At 69.3% G+C, this 19,466-nt stretch carries 18 protein-coding genes and 1 tRNA gene; 4 read left to right on the plus strand and 15 right to left on the minus strand.

Annotation, left to right across the window (positions count from 1 at the left end):
- Positions 1-64: 64 nt before the first annotated feature.
- The 5 genes from AB5J50_RS19395 to AB5J50_RS19415 form a co-directional block, all read right to left on the minus strand.
- Entirely contained in the window at positions 65-535 is a 471-nt protein-coding gene (locus tag AB5J50_RS19395; protein WP_369265447.1) for a DUF3592 domain-containing protein, read from the minus strand.
- Positions 536-667: 132 nt separating this feature from the next.
- Positions 668-1,093, minus strand: a complete 426-nt coding sequence (locus AB5J50_RS19400) for a DUF3592 domain-containing protein (RefSeq protein WP_369259701.1) — start codon at positions 1,091-1,093, stop codon at positions 668-670.
- Between the two features lie 114 nt (positions 1,094-1,207).
- The gene (locus tag AB5J50_RS19405) at positions 1,208-1,816 is read right to left on the minus strand and encodes a lytic polysaccharide monooxygenase (protein WP_327428972.1); all 609 of its coding nucleotides are present in this window, start codon (positions 1,814-1,816) and stop codon (positions 1,208-1,210) included.
- A 147-nt stretch (positions 1,817-1,963) separates the two neighbouring features.
- Positions 1,964-3,121, minus strand: coding sequence for an SPFH domain-containing protein (locus tag AB5J50_RS19410; RefSeq protein ID WP_369259703.1), 1,158 nt, complete (start codon positions 3,119-3,121; stop codon positions 1,964-1,966).
- Between the two features lie 46 nt (positions 3,122-3,167).
- Positions 3,168-4,529, minus strand: coding sequence for a peptidoglycan-binding protein (locus tag AB5J50_RS19415; protein WP_369259705.1), 1,362 nt, complete (start codon positions 4,527-4,529; stop codon positions 3,168-3,170).
- 185 nt (positions 4,530-4,714) lie between these two features.
- On the opposite strand from AB5J50_RS19415, the gene AB5J50_RS19420 reads away from it, so the two are divergent.
- The 3 genes from AB5J50_RS19420 to AB5J50_RS19430 all read left to right on the plus strand — a co-directional run bounded on the left by AB5J50_RS19420 (position 4,715) and on the right by AB5J50_RS19430 (position 9,105).
- A tRNA-Lys gene (locus AB5J50_RS19420) sits at positions 4,715-4,788 on the plus strand.
- Positions 4,789-5,218: 430 nt separating this feature from the next.
- On the plus strand, positions 5,219-7,171 hold the full coding sequence (locus tag AB5J50_RS19425; RefSeq protein ID WP_327428975.1) for a glycosyltransferase family 2 protein: 1,953 nt from the start codon (positions 5,219-5,221) through the stop codon (positions 7,169-7,171).
- The gene (locus AB5J50_RS19430; RefSeq protein ID WP_369259708.1) at positions 7,168-9,105 is read left to right on the plus strand and encodes a galactose oxidase-like domain-containing protein; all 1,938 of its coding nucleotides are present in this window, start codon (positions 7,168-7,170) and stop codon (positions 9,103-9,105) included. The genes AB5J50_RS19425 and AB5J50_RS19430 overlap by 4 nt, the downstream gene beginning before the upstream one ends.
- A 94-nt stretch (positions 9,106-9,199) precedes the next feature.
- On the opposite strand, the gene AB5J50_RS19435 is transcribed toward AB5J50_RS19430, so the two are convergent.
- Positions 9,200-10,219 carry a glycoside hydrolase family 6 protein gene (locus tag AB5J50_RS19435; protein WP_369259710.1) on the minus strand — a complete coding sequence of 340 codons (1,020 nt, stop codon included), beginning with the start codon at positions 10,217-10,219 and terminating at the stop codon, positions 9,200-9,202.
- Positions 10,220-10,386: 167 nt separating this feature from the next.
- Here AB5J50_RS19435 and AB5J50_RS19440 point away from each other — a divergent pair, with 167 nt between their 5' ends.
- On the plus strand, positions 10,387-11,154 hold the full coding sequence (locus AB5J50_RS19440) for an ANTAR domain-containing protein (protein ID WP_369259712.1): 768 nt from the start codon (positions 10,387-10,389) through the stop codon (positions 11,152-11,154).
- Positions 11,155-11,474: 320 nt separating this feature from the next.
- On the opposite strand, the gene AB5J50_RS19445 is transcribed toward AB5J50_RS19440, so the two are convergent.
- The 9 genes from AB5J50_RS19445 to AB5J50_RS19485 form a co-directional block, all read right to left on the minus strand.
- The gene (locus AB5J50_RS19445) at positions 11,475-12,149 is read right to left on the minus strand and encodes a class F sortase (RefSeq protein WP_369259714.1); all 675 of its coding nucleotides are present in this window, start codon (positions 12,147-12,149) and stop codon (positions 11,475-11,477) included.
- A 10-nt stretch (positions 12,150-12,159) separates the two neighbouring features.
- The gene (locus AB5J50_RS19450) at positions 12,160-12,717 is read right to left on the minus strand and encodes a hypothetical protein (protein ID WP_369259716.1); all 558 of its coding nucleotides are present in this window, start codon (positions 12,715-12,717) and stop codon (positions 12,160-12,162) included.
- A 96-nt stretch (positions 12,718-12,813) separates the two neighbouring features.
- Positions 12,814-13,593: an HAD-IIA family hydrolase gene (locus AB5J50_RS19455; RefSeq protein ID WP_327428981.1), complete on the minus strand. Its 780-nt coding sequence runs from the start codon at positions 13,591-13,593 to the stop codon at positions 12,814-12,816.
- Positions 13,594-13,689: 96 nt separating this feature from the next.
- Positions 13,690-14,763, minus strand: coding sequence for a 2-aminoethylphosphonate ABC transporter substrate-binding protein (locus AB5J50_RS19460; RefSeq protein ID WP_369259718.1), 1,074 nt, complete (start codon positions 14,761-14,763; stop codon positions 13,690-13,692).
- 58 nt (positions 14,764-14,821) lie between these two features.
- Positions 14,822-15,619, minus strand: coding sequence for an ABC transporter permease (locus tag AB5J50_RS19465; RefSeq protein ID WP_369259720.1), 798 nt, complete (start codon positions 15,617-15,619; stop codon positions 14,822-14,824).
- Positions 15,606-16,454 (minus strand): 2-aminoethylphosphonate ABC transporter permease subunit, encoded by an 849-nt coding sequence (locus AB5J50_RS19470; RefSeq protein ID WP_369259722.1) that lies wholly within the window; start codon positions 16,452-16,454, stop codon positions 15,606-15,608. The genes AB5J50_RS19465 and AB5J50_RS19470 overlap by 14 nt, the downstream gene beginning before the upstream one ends.
- On the minus strand, positions 16,447-17,511 hold the full coding sequence (locus tag AB5J50_RS19475) for an ABC transporter ATP-binding protein (RefSeq protein ID WP_369259724.1): 1,065 nt from the start codon (positions 17,509-17,511) through the stop codon (positions 16,447-16,449). The genes AB5J50_RS19470 and AB5J50_RS19475 overlap by 8 nt, the downstream gene beginning before the upstream one ends.
- Positions 17,511-18,287 (minus strand): HAD family hydrolase, encoded by a 777-nt coding sequence (locus AB5J50_RS19480; RefSeq protein WP_369259726.1) that lies wholly within the window; start codon positions 18,285-18,287, stop codon positions 17,511-17,513. The genes AB5J50_RS19475 and AB5J50_RS19480 overlap by 1 nt, the downstream gene beginning before the upstream one ends.
- Positions 18,281-19,405 (minus strand): TIGR03364 family FAD-dependent oxidoreductase, encoded by a 1,125-nt coding sequence (locus AB5J50_RS19485; RefSeq protein ID WP_369259728.1) that lies wholly within the window; start codon positions 19,403-19,405, stop codon positions 18,281-18,283. Before AB5J50_RS19485 ends, AB5J50_RS19480 begins: the two co-directional genes overlap by 7 nt.
- Between the last annotated feature and the right edge of the window lie 61 nt (positions 19,406-19,466).

Genomic DNA, 19,466 nt, shown 5'->3' on the forward strand with positions numbered 1-19,466 from the left:
ACGTACCGTCAGATGAGGAGGGGTACGGCACCGGCCGTACGGCCCAAGTGGCCCCCGGGGCCGCTCACCAGCCGTCGGGGAACGCGTCGTTCGCCTGGAAGACCTCGTGGAACGTGATCATGAAGCCGATGCAGAAGGCGATGATCACGCCGAAGAACACCAGGAAGCCGATGGTGCCCGCGGCGGCCTTGACCGGGCTCGGCGCGTGCGCGGTGGCCTTCTCGGGGTGCTGGGCCGTGTAGTGCACGGTGACGATGTCGCCCTCGACGATCGTCGAGGGACCGTTCTCCTCCTCGAAGCGGACACTGCGGCCGTCGCGCGTCGCGAACTCGTAGACGTGGTGCAGTGTCGTGCTGACCGAGGTGTCGCCACCGCCGCCGCTGGTCGTCGTGTACGACCGCAGACAGCGCGCCTCGGCGGTCAGCCCGCTGTTCCAGGCGCTCCTGAGCTCCAGCGAGCGGCGGACCACCTTGGTCGCCATCAGAATCGTCACGGCCATGATCAGGCCCGGCACGGCATAGAAGATGAAATCCATCGCGATCCCCCGAGGTTCGTACGACTCCCCTTGCGCCGTCATGGTCATGTCGACGTGCGGGGAACATACCCCCACCTGCTGTGCGGGCGCCTCAAGGGATGCTCAGAACCTTCGGAGGCATGGCCGGAGTCCTCAGCCGTACTGGACGATCACCTTGATGAGGATGATGACGCCCGCCCCGAGGAAGACGAGACCGAACACCGCTCCCGCCATGTCCTTGCCCGGCCGGGGCTCGGACGCGGTGGCCTTCTCGGGCCGGTCCTGGGTGTAGTACACGAGCGTCTGGTCGCCCACGCCCCGGCCCGCCGGGCCGCCGGCCTCCTCGAAGCGGACCGCGCGTCCGTCGGCCGCCGTGAAGTCGTACTCGTGGTACTGGATCCGCCGGGCCACGTTGTTGACCATCTGGGTCCTGGCCCAGGCGCGCGTCACGCGCGCTTCGGCGGTGAGCCCGCTCTCCCAGGCGGCCCGCCGCTCCTGCGTCCTGCGCACGATCGCGCAGCTGGCCCAGATGATCCCGACGATCATCAGCGGGAAGAGTATGTGGAAGACGAAGTCCATGAAGCGCACCCCCGTGCTCTCGGAAGACGGAACCCGCGTGCGCCGCGACCGGAACCGGTCACGGCGCACGCGGACCCTACCCGAGCGGGTGTGGGGCCCTGCGCCGGGTGGGGCTCAGAACGTGACGTCCGCGCACGAATAGAACGCGTTCGCCGTGTCGTTGATCGTCCACACGCCGAGGATGATGTGGTGCCCGCTCTTGCCGGTCGGCAGTGTGCCGGTGTGCGAGAACGTGGACGGGGGGCGCGCTCCGTTGTAGGGGACCGTCAGGAACGGGGTGGTCTCCAGGTCCGCGCGGGTCAGCGCGTGGTTCTGGTTCCAGCCGGTCTTGGTGATGAAGTACTTGAAGTCGGTCGTGGCGTGCACGGCGGTGAACTGCCAGCGGAAGCTGTAACTCTGACCGGCCGTCACCTTGGTCGTCGGCCAGGCCGTGCCCGCGGGGGTCTTGGGCTGGTCGAGCTGGCTGAAGTTGGTGTGGTTCGCGGAACAGATCTGGCCGTCCGCCGGTCCGGCCGCCGGGAAGCCCTTGGGACCCTCGACGCTCTGGGGCTCCCACTGGATGTCACCGCAGTTGGCGACGGTACCGCCGCTGGCGGCGCACATCTTCTGCCGGCTGAGGGGCTGGTCGGTGTAGCCGTGAGCACTGGCGCCGCCGGTCGAGAGCACGAAGGTGCCCACGGTGGCGAGGCCGAGCGCGGCCGCGTAGAACTTGGCTTTGCGCATCCTGCCGCTCCTGGAGGACGTGGGGGAGGTTCTCGTGAGCTGTGCGCGCGATGTTCAGGTCTAGACCAAGTCCCAGATTATTGCCACTAGTTGGCTGTGTCCATATCAAAGATGTGTCCATACCAATCGCGAACATGTCCGCCCCCCTCAGGACGACGCCTCCCTGCGCCCCGTGCAGAACGCCACCGTCAAGTCCTTCACCAGCGCCTTGCGTTCGTAGTCGTCGAGTTCGACGAGCCCCCGCATGGTCAGCCGCGTCACCGTGTCCTCGACCGAGTCGACGACCGAGGTGAGCACGGAGTCCCGGTGCTGGGCGTCGAGCGCCGCGATCCGGCGGCGCTGCATCACGGCGGCGATCTCGGGCGCGTACTCGATCCGGGTCGGCTGCGCCGAGAACACCTCCAGGCCGACCGGTGCGGTGTCCGCGACCACCAGGCGGGTCAGCGCCTCGCCGACCGCGTCCGTGTTGCGCAGGGTCACGTCCTTGACCACGGCGGGCGGCACCTCGGCCGGGAGCTGCGAGAGCACCCGCGAGAGCGCCGCCTCCACGCACTCGCGCAGATACGCCTCGTGGTCCTCGACCCCGAGCATGGCGCGCGCGGTGTCCTTGACGCGCCAGACGACGAGCACGACCACCCGCAGCGCGACCCCGTTCGCGTCGACCACGGACATCGGCTCGCCGCGCCAGTGCCGCAGCCGTACGTCGACCCGGCGGCGCAGCGCCAGCGGGTTGATCCACAGCAGCCCGGTGCGCCGGACCGTTCCGCGGTAGCCCCCGAAGAGGCCGAGCACCCAGGCCCGTCCGGTCCGGCCGCGGGCGAGACCGCCGAATCCGAACAGCCCGAGCGCGCCCGCCCCGGCGTACGCGGCCCACTGCGCGGGCCCGAGCCCGGCGCCCGCCTGCCCCGGAAGCTCCAACGCCTCCCTCACGAGAGGCGGCAGCGCGCCCGTCCACCAGGTGGTGAGCACACATCCGGCCACACCACAGGCCCCGGCCAGCACACCCGTGACTCCGGGCAGCACCCGCGCGGGGCGCTCCACCAGTTCGGGGTCGACCTCCGGTACCGGGCGCGGGGCCCGGCCGGATGCGGGCCGCCGGATCCGCGGCTGCTCGCCGGTGCCGCGCCGCCGGCCCACGACGGCGGGCGCGAGCGGGACGACGACCGGCTCGGGGTCGTCGCGGAAGAGCAGGTGGACGGGGATCTCGGTGGTCACCTCGTTGTGGATGAGCCGTGCGGACCGCGGACCGCCGACGCCCTCCGGTTCCCCCTCGGACTCCGGGGTGTGTGAAGTCGTCGTACTCATACGTGCCTCCATGCCTCCGCGCCCGGAAGTGTGCTGACCGGCTGGTTCAGGAGAAGAGCCGCCGCCAGGTCTCGGGCCCCGGGAAACCGTCCGCCGCGCCGCCGCGCCAGCCCTGGGACCGCTGGAACGCCTCGACGTTGCGCCGGTCCGCCTCGCCCCAGCGCGGCCCGGGCGCCGCTGTGTAGTACTTGCCGAACCCCTTCTTGACCAGCTGCTTTCCCAGCTGGGTGACATACGGGTTGTGCGCCCCCGGCCGGAACATCGCGCGCCCCGGATAGCCGGGCACCCCGTGCGAGGAGGGATCCGAGGAGGGATCCGAGGAGGGGACGGACGGCTGCGGACCGGGGTGTCCGGCCTCGAACGGCGCCGGGATGTCCTTGCCCTTGTTCCCCACCAGGTACGACCACGTCTCGGGCCCCGGCAGCCCGTCCGCGTCCGCCCCGGTCCAGCCCTGCGCCCGCTGGAACGCCTGGGTGGCCCGCCGGTCCGCGCCCGACCAGCGCGGCCCCGGGCCCGAGGTGTAGAAGCGGCCCCCTCCCCGCTGCACGAGCAGCCGGCCCAGCTGGGTGACATAGGCGTTGTTGGCGCCGTAGCCGAAGTACGCATGCCCCGGGTAGCGGGTGACCTTGGTGTCCGACGAGGACGCGACCGCGCCGCTCGCGCCGTTGTCCAGCCCCTTGTAGCGGTACGGCAGATAGCGGTCCGAGTTGCTCCAGTAGCCGTACGGGGTGGCCTGTTTCCGGGCGTGCGGGCGGGTCTGCTCGTACGCGAGGTAATAGGTGTGCGTGTAGTCCGTCCAGCCGCCGAAAAGGACGACGTGCGAGCCTTTCTGCGGGTCCGCCGGATTGTGGAAGAGAAGAATGTCGCCGGGCTGGAGCTGATCGCGGGAAATCCGCACGCCGTAGCCGCCGAGACTGCCCGTCCATTCGTTTCCCGGCAGGTTCCAGGCCATCGAGACGAAGCCGGAGCAGTCCTGCCGGTAGCCGTCCGACCAGTAGGCGTACATGCTGTACGGCACCTGTGCGGCGACCCACTGCTTGGCCCGGTTGATGATCGCGGCCCGGGTGGTGACGGGCGCCTTGGTGACGGTCGACGGCTTCCCGGGTTTCGCCGGCGGCCTGCCCTCGGGGCCGTGCAGCGGGGCCTTGCTGCCTTGCGGGGTGTCGGGCTCGTCACCTGCGGGGATGCCCGGCCGGGCGGGTCCGTGCGCGGCCGCGACCGCCGGCGTCGGCTGGCCGATTCCGAGGACGGTGCCCGCCGCCGCGGCGAGGACGACGGCCTTGCAGGCGGCCGGATGGCCCACCAGCCCGGTATTCGAGGAATGGGGCATGACACGGCGCCAGTGAACACATCCGGGGCAGTCGCAGTCGCTCGCGGGATCGAATTCCTCGAATACCGGAGTCTCCATGCGATTCCCCTCACACTCCAGGGTAAAATCTCCGCGGTTCTGCACAGTCGTCAGTTTCTCAACTGTCCTCCGGTGTCGCATGTTGACGGTCCGAATGATGTACGGGGCCCCTGCGACCTGGCCCGGAACCCCTCCCCGTGGTCCGGAGCACCCCTCCCGGTCGGGTAGAGTTCTCGGGTCAGCAGGCGCCGCTAGCTCAGTTGGTTAGAGCAGCTGACTCTTAATCAGCGGGTCCGGGGTTCGAGTCCCTGGCGGCGCACCGACCGAAGGGCCTCTCGCAGCAGCGAGGGGCCCTTCGTCATGGGGGCGCACCGGCCCGCTCTCCCCGCCCGGGCGTCGACCCCAGGCTCGTACACGCGTCCCAATTAGCGCGTATGACCGGTTAACACCGCGTTTCGCATCTTGCGATCATGATGAACGGCGTAGAACCCTGGGCTTCAAGGGACTGTCGATACCTGACAGTTGGGGGCGTGGCCGGTTGTGACCATGGGGGGTTGGGGGCCCCGATCATGAATCGATGCCGAGGGGGGCATCATGCAACCGGAAGGTCGTCGTTCCATGTCTATACGGTGTGGAAGATGTGGTGACGCTGGCCTGCCAGTGATGCGTCCGGGACGGTCGAGGGGGACCCGAGCGGGCGACAAGGACCGACGAACACGCGCCTGACGGTGCGTGCGGGGGGATGACTCATGACGTCGACGCCGACGGGCGCCCGGCAGAACTTCGACCCGTCCGAGACGACCCAGCTCCGTGTGCCATCGCACCGGACCGGCGGATTCCGCAGGATCAAGAAGAGCCTGCCGAAATACGACTACGAGCACTACAGCCGGCTCGCGGGACCCCTCACGCAGCCCGACCCGAACAAGCCGTACCGGGTCCAGTACCGCTCACTGCTGTCGCAGGAGCCGCACCGCATAAGGGCCGCGCTCATGCTGGGCGCCGCGCCACTGCTCTCACTGATCCTGCTCGGCTGGCTGCTCCAGCCGGACCACTGGACCCAACGCGACTATCCCGCCTACGACTTCCTGCCGGCACTCGACATCGTGATGCTGGTGTCGATCGGTCTGATCGAGTTCTTCCGCTGCATGAACGTGCTGTCGAACGCGCACGCCACCCTGGTCGCCCGCGACCCGGTCCCGGTGGTGCCCGAAACCGGCACCAGAGTCGCCTTCCTCACCTCTTTCGTGCCCGGCAAGGAGCCCCTCGCCATGGTGACGAAGACCCTGGAGGCGGCCGTCAAGCTGCGCCACCGGGGCCTTCTGCACGTCTGGCTCCTCGACGAGGGCGACGACCCGGAGGTGAAGGAGGTCTGCGCGCGCCTGGGCGTGCACCACTTCTCCCGCAAGGGCGTCGCCAAGTGGAACCAGGCCAAGGGCCCGCACCGCGCGAAGACCAAGCACGGCAACTACAACGCCTGGCTGGAAGCGCACGGCGACGACTACGACTACTTCGCCTCGGTCGACACCGACCACGTACCGCTGCCCAACTACCTGGAGCGGATGCTCGGCTTCTTCCGCGACCCGAACGTCGGCTTCGTCATCGGCCCCCAGGTGTACGGCAATTACGACTCGTTCATCACCAAGGCCGCCGAATCGCAGCAGTTCCTCTTCCACGCCCTGATCCAGCGGGCCGGCAACTTCTACGGCTCCCCGATGTTCGTGGGCACCTCCAACGCCGTACGCATCAAGGCGCTGAAGCAGATCGGCGGTCTGTACGACTCGATCACCGAGGACATGGCGACCGGCTTCGAGATCCACCGCGCCAAGAACCCGGCGACCGGCAAGAAGTGGAGGTCGGTCTACACGCCGGACGTCCTCGCCGTCGGTGAGGGGCCGAACGCCTGGACGGACTTCTTCACCCAGCAGCTGCGCTGGTCCAGAGGTACGTACGAGACGATCCTCAAGCAGTACTGGAAGGGCTTCTTCTCGATGCCTCCGGGCAAGCTCTTCAACTACACGATGATGATCATCTTCTACCCGATGTCGGCCCTCAACTGGATCCTCGCGGCCCTGAGTTGCGCGCTGTTCCTGGGCCTGGGCGCCTCCGGCGTGAACATCGACCCGACGGTCTGGCTGATGCTCTACGGCAACGCGTCCGCGCTGCAGATCGGCCTGTACATCTGGAACCGCCGGCACAACGTCTCGCCGCACGAGCCGGAGGGTTCGGGCGGTGTGGCCGGCATGGTGATGTCGGCGCTGTCCGCGCCCATCTACGCCCGGTCCCTGATGGACGCCGTGCTGCGCCGCAAGAGCAAGTTCGTGGTGACCCCCAAGGGCGATTCGGCCAGCCCCGACACACTGTTCGGGACCTTCCGGATCCATCTGTTCTTCATTCTGGTCTTCGCCGGCTCGATCGCCGCCGGCGTCCTCCTCGGGCACTCCCACCCCGCGATGCTCACCTGGGCCTCCTTCGCCCTGCTGATCACCGCGTCGCCGATCTTCGCCTGGCGCTGGGCCATGCGTCAGGAGCGGAAGAAGCCGCCGGTGCCACCCGAGGAGCCGGTGCACCTGCCCGCACAGTCCTCTGTGCCGCAGCAGGAGCAGCACGCCCCCCATGCCCCGCAGCACAAGCCCAGTTGGGCCGCGGCGCAGGGCGGCAACGACCAGACCATGCAGATTTCCCTTGGGGGACATAAGAAATGAAAGACGGTGCCCGTCGCCGCCGTGCCCGCCGCCTCGCGATAACCGGGGTGGTGGTGCTCGCCCTGGCCGGGATGAACGGGCCGTGGCTGTATCGCTTCGGAACGGACAAATACCACCAGTACACGATCAACAAGCCGGAGTACAAAGCCGCCAACGGTCACTGGGACATCGTTCAGTTCCCCGAGGAATACCGCCTGAACACCATTCACGCGGCCCTGCTGCACACCGGCAAGATCCTGCTGATCGCGGGCTCGGGCAACAACCAGGACAACTTCGACGCGAAGAAGTTCGACACACGGATCTGGGACCCGGTCAAGGGCACCATCAAGAAGATCCCGACGCCGGCCGACCTGTTCTGCACGGGCCACACGCAGCTCGCCAACGGCAATCTGCTGATCGCGGGCGGCACCAAGCGGTACGAGACGCTGAAGGGTGACGTCACCAAGGCCGGCGGCCTGATGGTCGTCCACAACGAGAACCCCGACAAGCCGATCACGCTGCCCGCCGGCACCAAGTTCACCGGCAAGAAGAACGGCAAGACGTTCGTCTCCAAGGACCCGGTGCTCGTCCCGCGCGCCAAGAAGGTCTTCGACAAGGCGACCGGCACGTTCCTGCGCAACGACCCGGGCCTCGGCCGTATCTACGTAGAGGCGCAGAAGAGCGGCCAGAAGCACGAGACGGGCACCCAGGACAACTACCGGGTCCAGGGTCTGACCGGCGCCGACGCCCGCAACACGTACGGCATCGCGCAGAAGCTCGCCCTGGACAAGAAGGACTTCCAGGGGATCCGGGACGCCTACGAGTTCGATCCGGTCGCCGAGAAGTACATCAAGGTCGACCCGATGAACGAGGCTCGCTGGTACCCGACGCTCACCACCCTGTCGGACGGCAAGGTCCTCAGTCTCTCCGGCCTGGACGAGATCGGCCAGCTGGTCCCGGGCAAGAACGAGGTCTTCGACCCGAAGACCAAGAAGTGGACGTACACCAAGGGCATCCGGCAGTTCCCGACCTACCCGGCGATCAGCCTGATGCAGAACGGCGAGATGTTCTACTCGGGCTCGAACGCGGGCTACGGACCGGACGACGTCGGCCGTGACCCCGGCATCTGGGACGTGGCGACCAACAAGTTCACCAAGCTCAAGGGCCTGAGCGACCCGAACATGATGGAGACGTCCGGCACGGTGCTGCTGCCGCCCGCGCAGGACGAGAAGTACATGGTGATCGGCGGTGGCGGGGTCGGCGAGTCCGCGCTGTCCAGCAAGAAGACCCGGCTCATCGACCTCAAGGACAAGAACCCGAAGTTCGTGGACGGGCCCGAACTGGACAAGGGCACCCGCTATCCGCAGTCCTCGATCCTGCCCGACGACACCGTCCTGGTGTCCGGCGGCTCCGAGGACTACCGGGGGCGCGGCGACTCCAACATCCTCCAGGCGCGGATCTACAACCCCACGTCGAACACCTTCGACCGGGTCGCGGACCCGCTCGTCGGCCGCAACTACCACTCGGGCTCGATCCTGCTGCCCGACGGCCGCGTGATGTTCTTCGGCTCCAACTCGCTCTACGCGGACAAGGCCAACACCAAGCCCGCGACGTTCGAGCAGCGCATCGAGATTTATACGCCGCCGTATCTGTACCGGGATTCGCGGCCGTCGCTGTCGGGCGGGCCGAAGACGATTGCCCGCGGGGGGTCTGCGACGTTCACCTCGCAGCACGCGTCGTCCATCAAGACGGCCCGGCTGATCCGGCCGAGTGCGTCGACGCATGTCACCGACGTGGATCAGCGGTCCATCGCGCTGGACTTCAAGAAGACGAAGGACGGGATCACGGTGACCGTGCCGAAGAACCGGAATCTTGTGGAGTCCGGTTGGTACATGTTGTTCGTGACTGATGACCAGGGGACGCCTAGTAAGGCGCAGTGGGTCAAGGTGCCGTAGCGCTTCCGCGGGTTCGTTTTCGGCTGCGGGTTGTTTGTGGCTGGTCGCGCAGTTCCCCGCGCCCCTAAAAAAGGGGCGTGGGGTTGCTGCTCTTCTACTTGGAAGCCTTGGCCAGCTTCAGCGCGTAGTCCGCCCACCACTGGCCCGCCTTCGGGCCGCCCTTGCAGGTGCCGTCCGACTCCCCTGGCCGCTTGACCCAGAGGTAGGCGTCCACGAGGGGGTCGGCGGTCTTGGTCGTGGGGGTCTCGCCCAGGGATCGGCCGGGCGGGTTGCACCAGTTCTCGTCGGCCTTGCCGGCCGTGTAGGGGCCGTTGCCGTTGCGGCTGGTGTCGATGACGAAGTGTTTGTTGCCCACCTTGGCGGACAGCTGCTTGCCGTACGCGATGGAGTCCTGGGTCGAGTAGAAGTTGGAGACGTTGACGGCGAAGCCGTCGGCCTGGTCGATGCCCGCCAGCTGGAGCGGCTGGAAGATCTGGTCGGGATGGCCCCAGCCCGCGTTGCCGGCGTCCAGGTAGACCTTCGTGTTCTTCAGGGACTTGAGCTTGGCGATGGCGCTCTTGAGGAGGAAGTAGCGCTCCTCCTGGTACTCGGCCGGAGTGCACTGGTTGACCAGGTGCAGGATCGCGTCCGGTTCGAGGATCACCGTGGCGGGGCGGTCCTCGATGCCCCGGGCGACCCCGTCGATCCAGGCCCGGTAGGCGTTGCCGTCGGCGGCGCCACCTTGCGAGAACTGGCCGCAGTCGCGGTGCGGGATGTTGTAGAGGACCAGGATCGCGGCGCGGTCGGCCTTCTCGGCGGCCTCGGTGAAGCCGCGCGCCTCCTGTTCAGGGTTCTCCGGGCCGATCCACTCGCCGGTCGGCTGCTCGGCGATCTTGCGGATCTGCTCGGCGTCGTCCGTCTTGCCCGCTTTCACATAGGTGGCGACCTGCTCGGCCGCGTTCCCGTCCGGGTTGACCCAGAACGGGTCCGAATTCTTGGGCTGTTGTGTGACCTTGGAACCGGATCCGTCGCCCTTGTCGCTGTCGCCCCCGGAGGAGAAACACCCCGCGAGCAGCAGTGCCGCCCCCGCCACCGCTACGGACGCCCGTGCCCCGGCCCTCCTGCTGCCGTACATCCAACTCCCCCTTGGGTGCACCGTCCTAAGTCTCAATCCTGACATACGTGTCGCGTCGCCCACGAGATCGCCCGACGCTTGTCGGAGAGCTGTTACAGCCCTGGCCCCCCGGGTAGGCGCGGCTGAGCGAGGGGAGGACGGGGGACAACGGAATCGGGGTACGGGACATGCACCACGGCAGCCGGGAAATACTGCTGGCGTCGGCCCTGCTGGAGGCCGGGGACACCCTGTCCGACGGGTTCGACACCGCGCAGTATCTGCAACGCCTGTCCGACCACTGCGTGGAGATCCTGGACGCGCGGGCCGCCGGGATCATGCTGATCGACGGCGGCGAGGCGGTGTCGCTCGGGGTGAGCAGCCGCCAACAGGACGTCGCCCTCGACCTGTTGGCCGTCCAGCACCACCGCGGTCCCTGCCGCGACAGTTACGGCACGGGGCGGCCCGTGCCACCCGTCTCGATCAGCGTCGCCCATGCCGCGTCCCGCTGGCCCGACTTCACGGAGCGGGCGCTGCGCCACGACATCGCCGCGACCTTCGCGGTCCCCCTGCGCCGCCGCGAGACCCTGCTCGGCGCGCTCAACGTCTTCGTGCCCGCCCTCCCCGAGCACGGCGCACCACCCGAGGAGGACGGCGGCGTGCTGCTGGCCCAGGTCCTCGCCGACGCGGCGGCCGTCGGACTGCAGAACCACCGGGTGTACGCGCAATACCGCACCCTGACGGGCCAGTTACAGGGCGCCCTCTCCAGCCGCGTACGCATCGAACAGGCGAAGGGCATGCTCGCCGAGCGCTGGAACACGGGGGTCGACCAGGCGTTCCTGGCGCTGCGCCAGTACGCCCGCCGGCACCGGCTGCCGCTGGACGAGGTCGCGACGGCGGTGATCGACGGCTCGGTGGACCGGGACGATCTGGGCGACGGGCCGCCGCGACCCTGGTGAAGACCCCCTCCACCTGCGCGAATGACACAGAGCCACCGGCTGTCGACTTGGCGTCAAACAACCTCTAGGCCAAAACGCTCATCCGTTCTACAGTTGCCTCAAATGGCCCCCAGTTCCTGGCCAGTTGCGCCGTCCGCCCACCCCCGCGGACGGCTCCCACCTGCCTCCCGTGCCGGTCGCCGGGTTACTCCCGCAGCCCGTGCGCGCGCGGTCGAGGACCAGCCCGGTCGGCGGTTTCCGGGGGAGCGGGCCGTCGACCGGGCCAGGTACGGCTCAGCTCACTCTCCACCGACGGATCGTCATCCGCTCCCCGCTACGGCTCACAGTCCGCTTCCCGTGAGGTACGCCGACACGATCACGTTCGCCGTGTAGCTGCGGCTGGCCCGGTCGAACGTGCCGCCGCAGGTGATGAGCCGCAGCTCGGCCCGCCCCGACTGCCGTACGCCGTATGCCTGTTGGGCGTCGAAGTGATCGCGTGGGAATACCTGGACGTCGTCCACGGTGAACTCGGCGACCGTCCCGTCGTCGCGGATCACCCGGACCGTCTCGCCGGGCCGTACCGCGCTGAGCTTGTAGAAGACCGCGGGCCGGGTCTCGGTGTCGACGTGCCCCACGAACAGCGCGGTCCCGGCCGCCCCCGGCTTCGCCCCGCTCGCGTACCAGCCGACGACTCCCGGCTGGTCGAACGGCGGCGGATCGATCGCCCCCTGCGCGTCGAGCCCGCGGGCCACGACGGGCGCCTGCACCCCCATCGACGGGATGTCGATGCGCTGCGGGCGCGCGTTCCCGAGCGGTTTCAGCGCGGGTGGCAGCCGGACCTCCGGCGGCCGTCCGACGGCCGCGATGTCCCCTGTCGTCGGCGCCGATATCCCCTGCCGTACGTCCGTCAGCTCGCGGCCCCACAGCCACAGCCCGAGCAGCAGCACCGCCCAGGCGACACCGGTGAGCAGCCGCCCGGTGCCGGAGGAACGTTCCCGTTCTTCCCGTTCAGACATGGCGGACTCGTCAGTCGCGGCTGTCGCGGCCCCGGCGCGCACTGCGCACCGCCACGGCGACGGCGGCGACGCTCGCGAGGACGAGGCCGATCACCGCCTGCCTGGTGCCGGGTCCGGTCGCCCGGGCGTCGACGGAGGCGAGGTGCGCGGTGCCGCCGCCGCCCGCGTGCACGGGCGCGACCGGCGACGCGGGCACGGACGCACCCGGACCGCCCTGCTGCCCGACGGTGACCGTGCCCGTGACCCTGCCGTCGCCGCCGTCGCAGCTGACCTTGATGTCGTACGTGCCGGGCGTGAGCGAGGTGGGCACCCGCGTATCGCCGACGAGCGCATCACCGCCCTGGCCCGTGAGCTGCGCGTCCGCGACGAACGCGGCCGACGACGCGGTGGCCGTCCGGCCCGTGCAGCCCGACGCCCGCACTTGGATGTCGCCGCCGGGGGCGGGGGACGCGGGCATCACGGAGACGCCGCCCGCCGAGTCGCCCGGGAGTTCGGCCGCGTACGCGACGGGCGTGAACGCGGCCGCGACCACCGCCCCGGCACAGAGTGTGAGTCGCATTGAGCGCATCGTGAACCTCCAGATACCTGGAGACTCCTCCTCGGGGCGGCGCACCGCATCTCCAGAGGGGCGCGACTGCTCCGTACGGGTTCTGAATGGTTTGGACTAGATGCGCTCGACCAGGTCCGCGATCGAGTCCACGATCTTCGACGGCCGGTACGGGTACTGCTCGATCTCGGCGGGCGTGGTCAGGCCTGTGAGCACCAGGAACGTCGTCATCCCGGCCTCCAGCCCGGCCAGCACGTCGGTGTCCATGCGGTCGCCGATCATCGCGCTGGTCTCGGAGTGCGCCCCGATGGCGTTCAGACCGGTCCGCATCATCAGCGGGTTCGGCTTGCCCGCGAAGTACGGCTGCTTGCCGGTCGCCTTGGTGATCAGCGCGGCGACCGCGCCGGTGGCGGGCAGCGGGCCCTCGGTGGACGGGCCGGTCTCGTCGGGGTTGGTGGCGATGAAACGGGCGCCGCCCTTGATCAGCCGGACCGCCTTGGTCATGGCCTCGAAGGAGTACGTGCGGGTCTCGCCGAGGACGACGTAGTCGGGGTCGTGGTCGGTGAGGACGTACCCGATGTCGTGCAGCGCCGTCGTCAGACCCGCCTCGCCGATGACGTACGCCGTGCCGCCCGGGCGCTGGTCCTCCAGGAACTTGGCGGTGGCCAGGGCGGAGGTCCAGATGTTCTCGACCGGCACGTCCAGGCCCATGCGCTGGAGCCTGGCGTGCAGGTCGCGGGCGGTGTAGATCGAGTTGTTGGTGAGCACCAGGAACGGCTTCCCGGATTCCCGCAGCTTCTTGATGAAGGCATCGGCGCCGGGGATCGGCACACCCTCGTGGATGAGTACACCGTCCATGTCGGTGAGCCACGATTCGATGGGCTTGCGCTCTGACATGTGCCGATCTCCTGACGTACGCCGTGCTGTGTGACTCACGCTGGGCTGGGTGACTCACGCCGGGCTGCGGAATCCCAGCCTAGCGATCGTGCTCAGTCAGCTGCCGGTCGCGGTTTTCCAGTCTTCGACGTCACTCTGCAGGTTCTTGTCGATCTCGGTCCAGTCCGGTGCGAAGATCTCCACGCCGTCCATCAGCTTGGTGAGGGCGACGGCGTTCGCGTCGGTGGCCTCGACGTCCTTGCGGGAGGAGAAGCCGCCGCCGATCTCGCTGACCTGCCGCTGGGCCCTGGCGGTCAGCATGAAGTCGAGGAGCTTCTTGCCGTTGGCCGTGTGCGGGGCCTTGGTGACAAGCCCGGCGGCGTACGGGAGGGCGAACGTGGTGGGCTTCCCGCCCTGGTGCGCGGGGAACCACAGGCCCAGGTTCGGCATGGTCTTGGACTGGGCGTAGTTCATCTGGACGTCGCCGTTCGCCACGAGGAGTTCGCCCTTGTCCACCTTGGGCGCGAGCTTGCCGGTGGAGGCGGACGGGCCGACGTTGTTGGCCTGGAGCTTCTTCAGGTAGGCCAGCGCCGGCTCCTTGCCGCCGAAGTCGTGGATCGCCTTGATGAGCACGGCGGTTCCGTCACCGGCGACACCCGGGGTGGAGTACTGGAGCTTGTTCCGGTACTTCGCGTCGAGCAGCTCCTCCCAGGTGGTGGGCGGCTGCTTGAGTTCCTTGGTGTTGTAGACGAACCCGAAGTAGTTGTCGACGACGGAGGTCCAGGTGGCGTCGGCCGCCTTGCCGGCGCCGTCGACCTGGTCGGAGCCCTTGGGCGCGTACGTCGCCAGCAGCCCCTTGCCGTCGGCCTGCTGGATGAACGGCGGAAGGGTCACGAGGACGTCGGCCTGCGGGTTGCTTTTCTCCCGGACGGCCCGCTGCACCATCTCCCCCGAACCCCCCTCCACGTACTTGACCTTGATCCCGGTCTCCTTCTCGAAGTCCTTGAAGACCTGGTCGTACCAGCCGTCGCCGTTCTCGCCCTTGAGTCCGTCCGCGCTGTACACGGTGACGACCTTCGCGTCGGAGGCGCCGGAGTCGCCGCCGCAGGCGGTGAGGGTGGCGGCGAGGACGAGGCTGCCGAGGACGGCGGCGAGCGGGGGGATCGGCCTGAGGTGGGCGTTTCTGGGCATGGCGAGGTGAACTCCTTGCGGGATGGGGTGAGTTGATGGGCCAGGAAGGTCTGGAAGGTCAGCGGTAGGTCGCTCTGGTCCGGACGCGGGAGACGGCGAACAGGACCAGGAGCGTGGCGGTCATGAGGACGACCGCGAGGGCGGAGCCGGCGAAGAGGGCGCCGCGGTCCGTGGCGGCGTAGATGCGCACGGGCAGCGGGGTCCAGTCCGGCGGGTAGAGCATCATCGTGGCGCTCAACTCACCCATGGACAGGGCGAAGCAGAGTCCCGCGGCGGCGGTCAGCGAGGGCAGCAGCAGGGGCAGCCGCACCCGCCACAGCACGTACCAGGGCCGGGCGCCGAGCGATGCGGCGGCCTGTTCGTACGCCGGGTCGAGCCGCACGAGGGCGGCCGTGACCGACTGGTACGCGAACGCCGTGACCAGGACGGCGTGCGCGAGGACGACGATCCACCGGGTGCCGTTGAGCAGCATCGGCGGCTTGGAGAACGCGACGAGGACCGCGAGCCCGACGACCACCGAGGGCACGGCGACGGGCAGCACGAACAGCGCGTCGAGCACCCGCCGGGCCCGCCTCGGCAGCGCGTGCGCCGCGAGGGCGGCCCAGGTCCCGGCCGCGAGCGCGAGCAGACTCGCGGTGACCGCCGTGACCAGGCTGGTGGTGAGGGCCTGGAGGGACTCACCGCGGGTGGCGGCGGCGTAGTGCCGGGTCGTGAACCCGGACGGGAAGACGCTCGACCAGTGGGTGGCGAACGAGGCGGCGAGGACGACAAGAAGGGGAAGGGCGAAGAGGGGGAGGAAGAGGAGGAAGAAAACCGCCCAGGTCGCCCACTTCCCGCCCCGGCTATGCACCAGCACGACGGCTCACCACCCGGTACACCCCGTAAAGCCCCACGGACAGCAGGACATTGACGACGGCGACGACACACGCGCCCGGATAGTCCGACTCCAGGATCGCCTTGCTGTAGACGAGCATCGGCAGCGTCGTGACCCCCTTGGCCCCGGTGAACAGCACGATCCCGAACTCGTTCAGACAGAGAACGAGTACGAGGCTGCCGCCGGCCGCGAGCGCGGGCAGCGCCTCGGGCAGGATCACCCGCCGCACAATGCGCCCGGGCCGCGCCCCGAGACTGGCCGCCACCTCCACCTGCGCCGTGTCGACCTGCGAGAACGCGGCGAGCAGCGGCCGCATCACGAAGGGCGTGAAGTACGTGACCTCGGCGAGCAGCACTCCCCAGGGCGTGGTCAGGAACTGAAAGGGCCCGTCGCCCGCTCCGGTCACCTCCGTCCACAGCCCGTTCGCCATTCCGACGGTGCCGTAGATGAAGAGCAGCGCGAGCGTGATGAGGAACGACGGGAACGAAAGAAAGACGTCGATGAACCTCGCGACGGCCCTGGCTCCCGGGAACGGCACAAACGCGATGACCAGTGCGAGGAGAAACCCGAGGACGAGACATCCGACGGTGGCGACGACCGCGATCCAGACGGTCGTCCAGAGTGCCTCCCGAAAGGCCGGAGAGGCGAAGACGTCGGCGTACGGCTGGAGAGAGGTGCCTCCAGCGTCCGGGTGGAGGGACTGCTGGAGGACGAGGAGGAGGGGGTAGAGGAAGAGGAGGGAGAGGGCGAGGACAGGGGGCAGGGCCCAGAGGTATCTCTGTGGGCCATCGTTCCGCAGGGCGATGGACCTATCCATGGCCCACCCCGGAAGCCAGCAACACTCCGTCCTCGGGCGCGAAATGCAGAGTCACCGAGTCCCCGTGAGCCGGAGGTTCGCGCAGCTCACGAAGGTCAGCCATCACCCGCCGCCCCTCCACCTCCACGTACAGCCGATGCGTGGCCCCCCGCCACTGCACCTCCCGCACGGTCCCGACGACCTGGTTGGGCCCGGGCCCGAGCCCCACGAGGTGCGGCCGTACACACAAGGTCGCCGACACCCCCGCCCCCACCTCCCCCGTATCGACCGTGAACTCGGCCCCGCCGAACGCGACGGCTCCCGACCCCACGGTCACAGGCAACAGATTGGCGTTCCCCACGAACGACGCCGTGAACTCCGTACGAGGACTGCGATACAGCTCCCGAGGCGTCCCGCAGTCCTCCAGCCGCGCCCGGTCCATCACGGCGATCCGATCGGCCAGAGTGAGCGCCTCGACCTGGTCATGGGTGACGTAGAGGATCGACACGTCGGGCAACTCCCGGTGCAGCCGGGAGAGTTCGGCCAGCATCCCGGACCGCAGCTGCGCGTCCAGCGCGGACAGCGGCTCGTCGAGGAGCAGCACCCCGGGCCGTACGGCCAACGCCCTTGCGATGGCGACGCGTTGCTGCTGCCCGCCGGACAGCTCGCGCGGATACCGCCGGGCGTACTCCGCCATCCCGGTCATCTCCAGCGCCGAGGCGACCCGCCCGGGGATCTCCCGCCGGGGCACGGCCTCGCGCCCCCTTCGCGCCTTCAGACCGAAGGCCACGTTGTCCTCGACCCGCATGTGCGGGAAGAGGGCGTACTGCTGCACCACCATCCCGACCCCACGCCGGTACGGCGGCTCGTCGGTGACGTCCCGTCCGCCGAGGAACACCCGCCCGGAGACGGGCCGTACGAACCCGGCGACGGCACGCAGCGCGGTCGTCTTCCCGGATCCGGAGGGCCCGAGCAGCGCCATGACCTCGCCGGGCTCGACGGTGAGGTCGAGCGAGTCGAGGACGGTGGTCCCGCCGTACGCGACGGACACCCGGTCGAAGCGAATACCGCCGTCCATCACTCAACCCCCTTGAGGAGAGCGGGCAGTTCGGCGACCGACCCGAGCACGCGCATGGCGCCCGCCGCGCGCAGCGCCGCGTCTCCGTGTGCCCCGGTGAGCACCCCGGCCACCACACCCGCCCCGGCGCGTACGCCGCTGAGCATGTCGTACGAGGTGTCCCCCACGACGGCGACCTGTCGTACGCCCTCCGCGGCCCGGGTCCGCAGGAACGCCTCCAGCACCATGTCGGGGTACGGGCGCCCCCGGCCCCCCGCGTCGGCCGGGCACAGCGTGAGCGGCACCAGCTCCCGCCAGCCCAGGGCATCGAGGATGGCGTCCTGGGTGACCCGGGCGAACCCGGTGGTGAGCACGACCGTCCGCCCGGCCTCCGCGAGCTCCTCGACCGCCTCGCGCGCCCCGGCGATCGGCGCGATCCGCCCGCCGTCGACGAGTTCCCCGTACGCCCTCTCGAAGGCGGAGTTGGCCCGCCGGGCGAGGTCCTCCGCCCCGAACAGCTGCCGGAAGACGGAGATCTTGGACTCGCCCATGGTGGCCCGGACGTACGCCAGTTTCTCGGCGTGATCGACGGACCCGGGCTCGACGCCCAGCTCCCCGGCGGCCGCGGCGAACGCCTGCTCGACGAGCCCGCCGTCGGCGACGGTGGTGCCGGCCATGTCGAGCACGACGAGGCGTATGTCGTTCGCGACCGATTCCCGTATGACGTTCGGGGCCGGTTCTCGTATGTCGTCCGCGGTCGAATCCCGTATGTCGTTCGAGGTCAATTCGGTCACCATCCCAGCTCGTCGGCGGTCGTCTCGGCCAGGGCGGGCGAGCAGGTCATACCGCGCCCGCCGGGCCCGGTGACCAGCCACACCCCGTCGCGCACCCGCTGCCGGTGCACGACCCGGCTCGGGTCCGTGCACTGCGCGTACACCCCGGCCCAGCGGCGCCGGATCTTCGGCAGCGGCCGCCCGAGGAAGGACTCGACGACCTCGGCGAGGTGGTCGTAGGGGTCTTCGAGGGTGTCGAAGGCGAAGGGGTGCTCGTACTCGTGGGTGTCGCCGATGGTCAGCCCGCCGTCCGCGCGCTGCACCATGAGCAGCTGCATCCGGTGCGCGGCGGCGGTCGCGGACTGGGGCCGGCGCGCGTCGAGTTCGTCGAGGGCGGGGCTTCGGTACGCGGGGTAGTAGCGGAAACTGTCCGCGTCGGCGACGGATGTCGTGAGCGGCTCGCCCAGCGGATCGGTCTGCATCATCTGCAGCCGTACGCGCCGCACGGGCAGCCCGGGCCCCGCCAGTTCCCGTACGAGGCCGCCGAGCCAGGCCCCCGTGCACAGCACGACGGCGTCCCCGTCATGCACCTCCCCGTGATCGTCGCGAACCGCTCGCTCACCGACGACGTCACGGACCTCGCGCCCCGGCAGAAAGGTGTAGTTCGGGGACATCAACAGGTGTTTCCGTAGGGCGAGTTGGGCGGTGCGCGGCTCGACGGCCGCGTCGCGCTCGCAGTACAGGGCGGCGTCGAACGCTCCCCGCAGTGCCGGGTTCACCGCACGCGCCTCGTCGGCCGTGAGCAGCTTGTAGCCACGGGCCGCGGCGTCCGGACGGGCCAGGGCGGCCTCGGCGACGGCGAGTTCGAGGTCATTGCGCACGGGTGTCAGCGACCCGTTGGCCCGGAACCCGAGCCCGGGCACGCGCGCCCCGATCTCCTCCCACAACTCCCGTGCCCGCAGGGCGGTTTCGAGCTCCTCTCCTCCGGCGCGACCACTCACCCAGATCTGTCCGAAGTTGCGCAGCGAGGCCCCGCGGGCCTCCGCCTCACGCTCGATCTGTACGACCTCATGGCCGCGCTCCACCGCATGCCAGGCATGCAGGGTGCCCACGACACCGGCTCCGACGACTATCACTCTCACGACGGCAACGCTCCTGGGGACGGGGGAATCGAAAGGGTCCGGCCAGCAACCAGATGGTGAA

Source organism: Streptomyces sp. R35 (genome assembly GCF_041053035.1).
In the GTDB taxonomy this organism is placed as follows: Bacteria; Actinomycetota; Actinomycetes; order Streptomycetales; family Streptomycetaceae; genus Streptomyces; species Streptomyces lutosisoli.

What these genes read in the sequence shown, in the direction of transcription:
- AB5J50_RS19395 (WP_369265447.1), bottom strand. Translation starts at nt 535, where the DNA reads ATGGATTTCATCTTCTATGCCGTGCCGGGCCTGATCATGGCCGTGACG.
- AB5J50_RS19400 (WP_369259701.1), bottom strand. Translation starts at nt 1,093, where the DNA reads ATGGACTTCGTCTTCCACATACTCTTCCCGCTGATGATCGTCGGGATC.
- AB5J50_RS19405 (WP_327428972.1), bottom strand. Translation starts at nt 1,816, where the DNA reads ATGCGCAAAGCCAAGTTCTACGCGGCCGCGCTCGGCCTCGCCACCGTG.
- AB5J50_RS19410 (WP_369259703.1), bottom strand. Translation starts at nt 3,121, where the DNA reads ATGAGTACGACGACTTCACACACCCCGGAGTCCGAGGGGGAACCGGAG.
- AB5J50_RS19415 (WP_369259705.1), bottom strand. Translation starts at nt 4,529, where the DNA reads ATGGAGACTCCGGTATTCGAGGAATTCGATCCCGCGAGCGACTGCGAC.
- AB5J50_RS19425 (WP_327428975.1), top strand. Translation starts at nt 5,219, where the DNA reads ATGACGTCGACGCCGACGGGCGCCCGGCAGAACTTCGACCCGTCCGAG.
- AB5J50_RS19430 (WP_369259708.1), top strand. Translation starts at nt 7,168, where the DNA reads ATGAAAGACGGTGCCCGTCGCCGCCGTGCCCGCCGCCTCGCGATAACC.
- AB5J50_RS19435 (WP_369259710.1), bottom strand. Translation starts at nt 10,219, where the DNA reads ATGTACGGCAGCAGGAGGGCCGGGGCACGGGCGTCCGTAGCGGTGGCG.
- AB5J50_RS19440 (WP_369259712.1), top strand. Translation starts at nt 10,387, where the DNA reads ATGCACCACGGCAGCCGGGAAATACTGCTGGCGTCGGCCCTGCTGGAG.
- AB5J50_RS19445 (WP_369259714.1), bottom strand. Translation starts at nt 12,149, where the DNA reads ATGTCTGAACGGGAAGAACGGGAACGTTCCTCCGGCACCGGGCGGCTG.
- AB5J50_RS19450 (WP_369259716.1), bottom strand. Translation starts at nt 12,717, where the DNA reads ATGCGCTCAATGCGACTCACACTCTGTGCCGGGGCGGTGGTCGCGGCC.
- AB5J50_RS19455 (WP_327428981.1), bottom strand. Translation starts at nt 13,593, where the DNA reads ATGTCAGAGCGCAAGCCCATCGAATCGTGGCTCACCGACATGGACGGT.
- AB5J50_RS19460 (WP_369259718.1), bottom strand. Translation starts at nt 14,763, where the DNA reads ATGCCCAGAAACGCCCACCTCAGGCCGATCCCCCCGCTCGCCGCCGTC.
- AB5J50_RS19470 (WP_369259722.1), bottom strand. Translation starts at nt 16,454, where the DNA reads ATGGATAGGTCCATCGCCCTGCGGAACGATGGCCCACAGAGATACCTC.
- AB5J50_RS19475 (WP_369259724.1), bottom strand. Translation starts at nt 17,511, where the DNA reads ATGGACGGCGGTATTCGCTTCGACCGGGTGTCCGTCGCGTACGGCGGG.
- AB5J50_RS19480 (WP_369259726.1), bottom strand. Translation starts at nt 18,287, where the DNA reads ATGGTGACCGAATTGACCTCGAACGACATACGGGATTCGACCGCGGAC.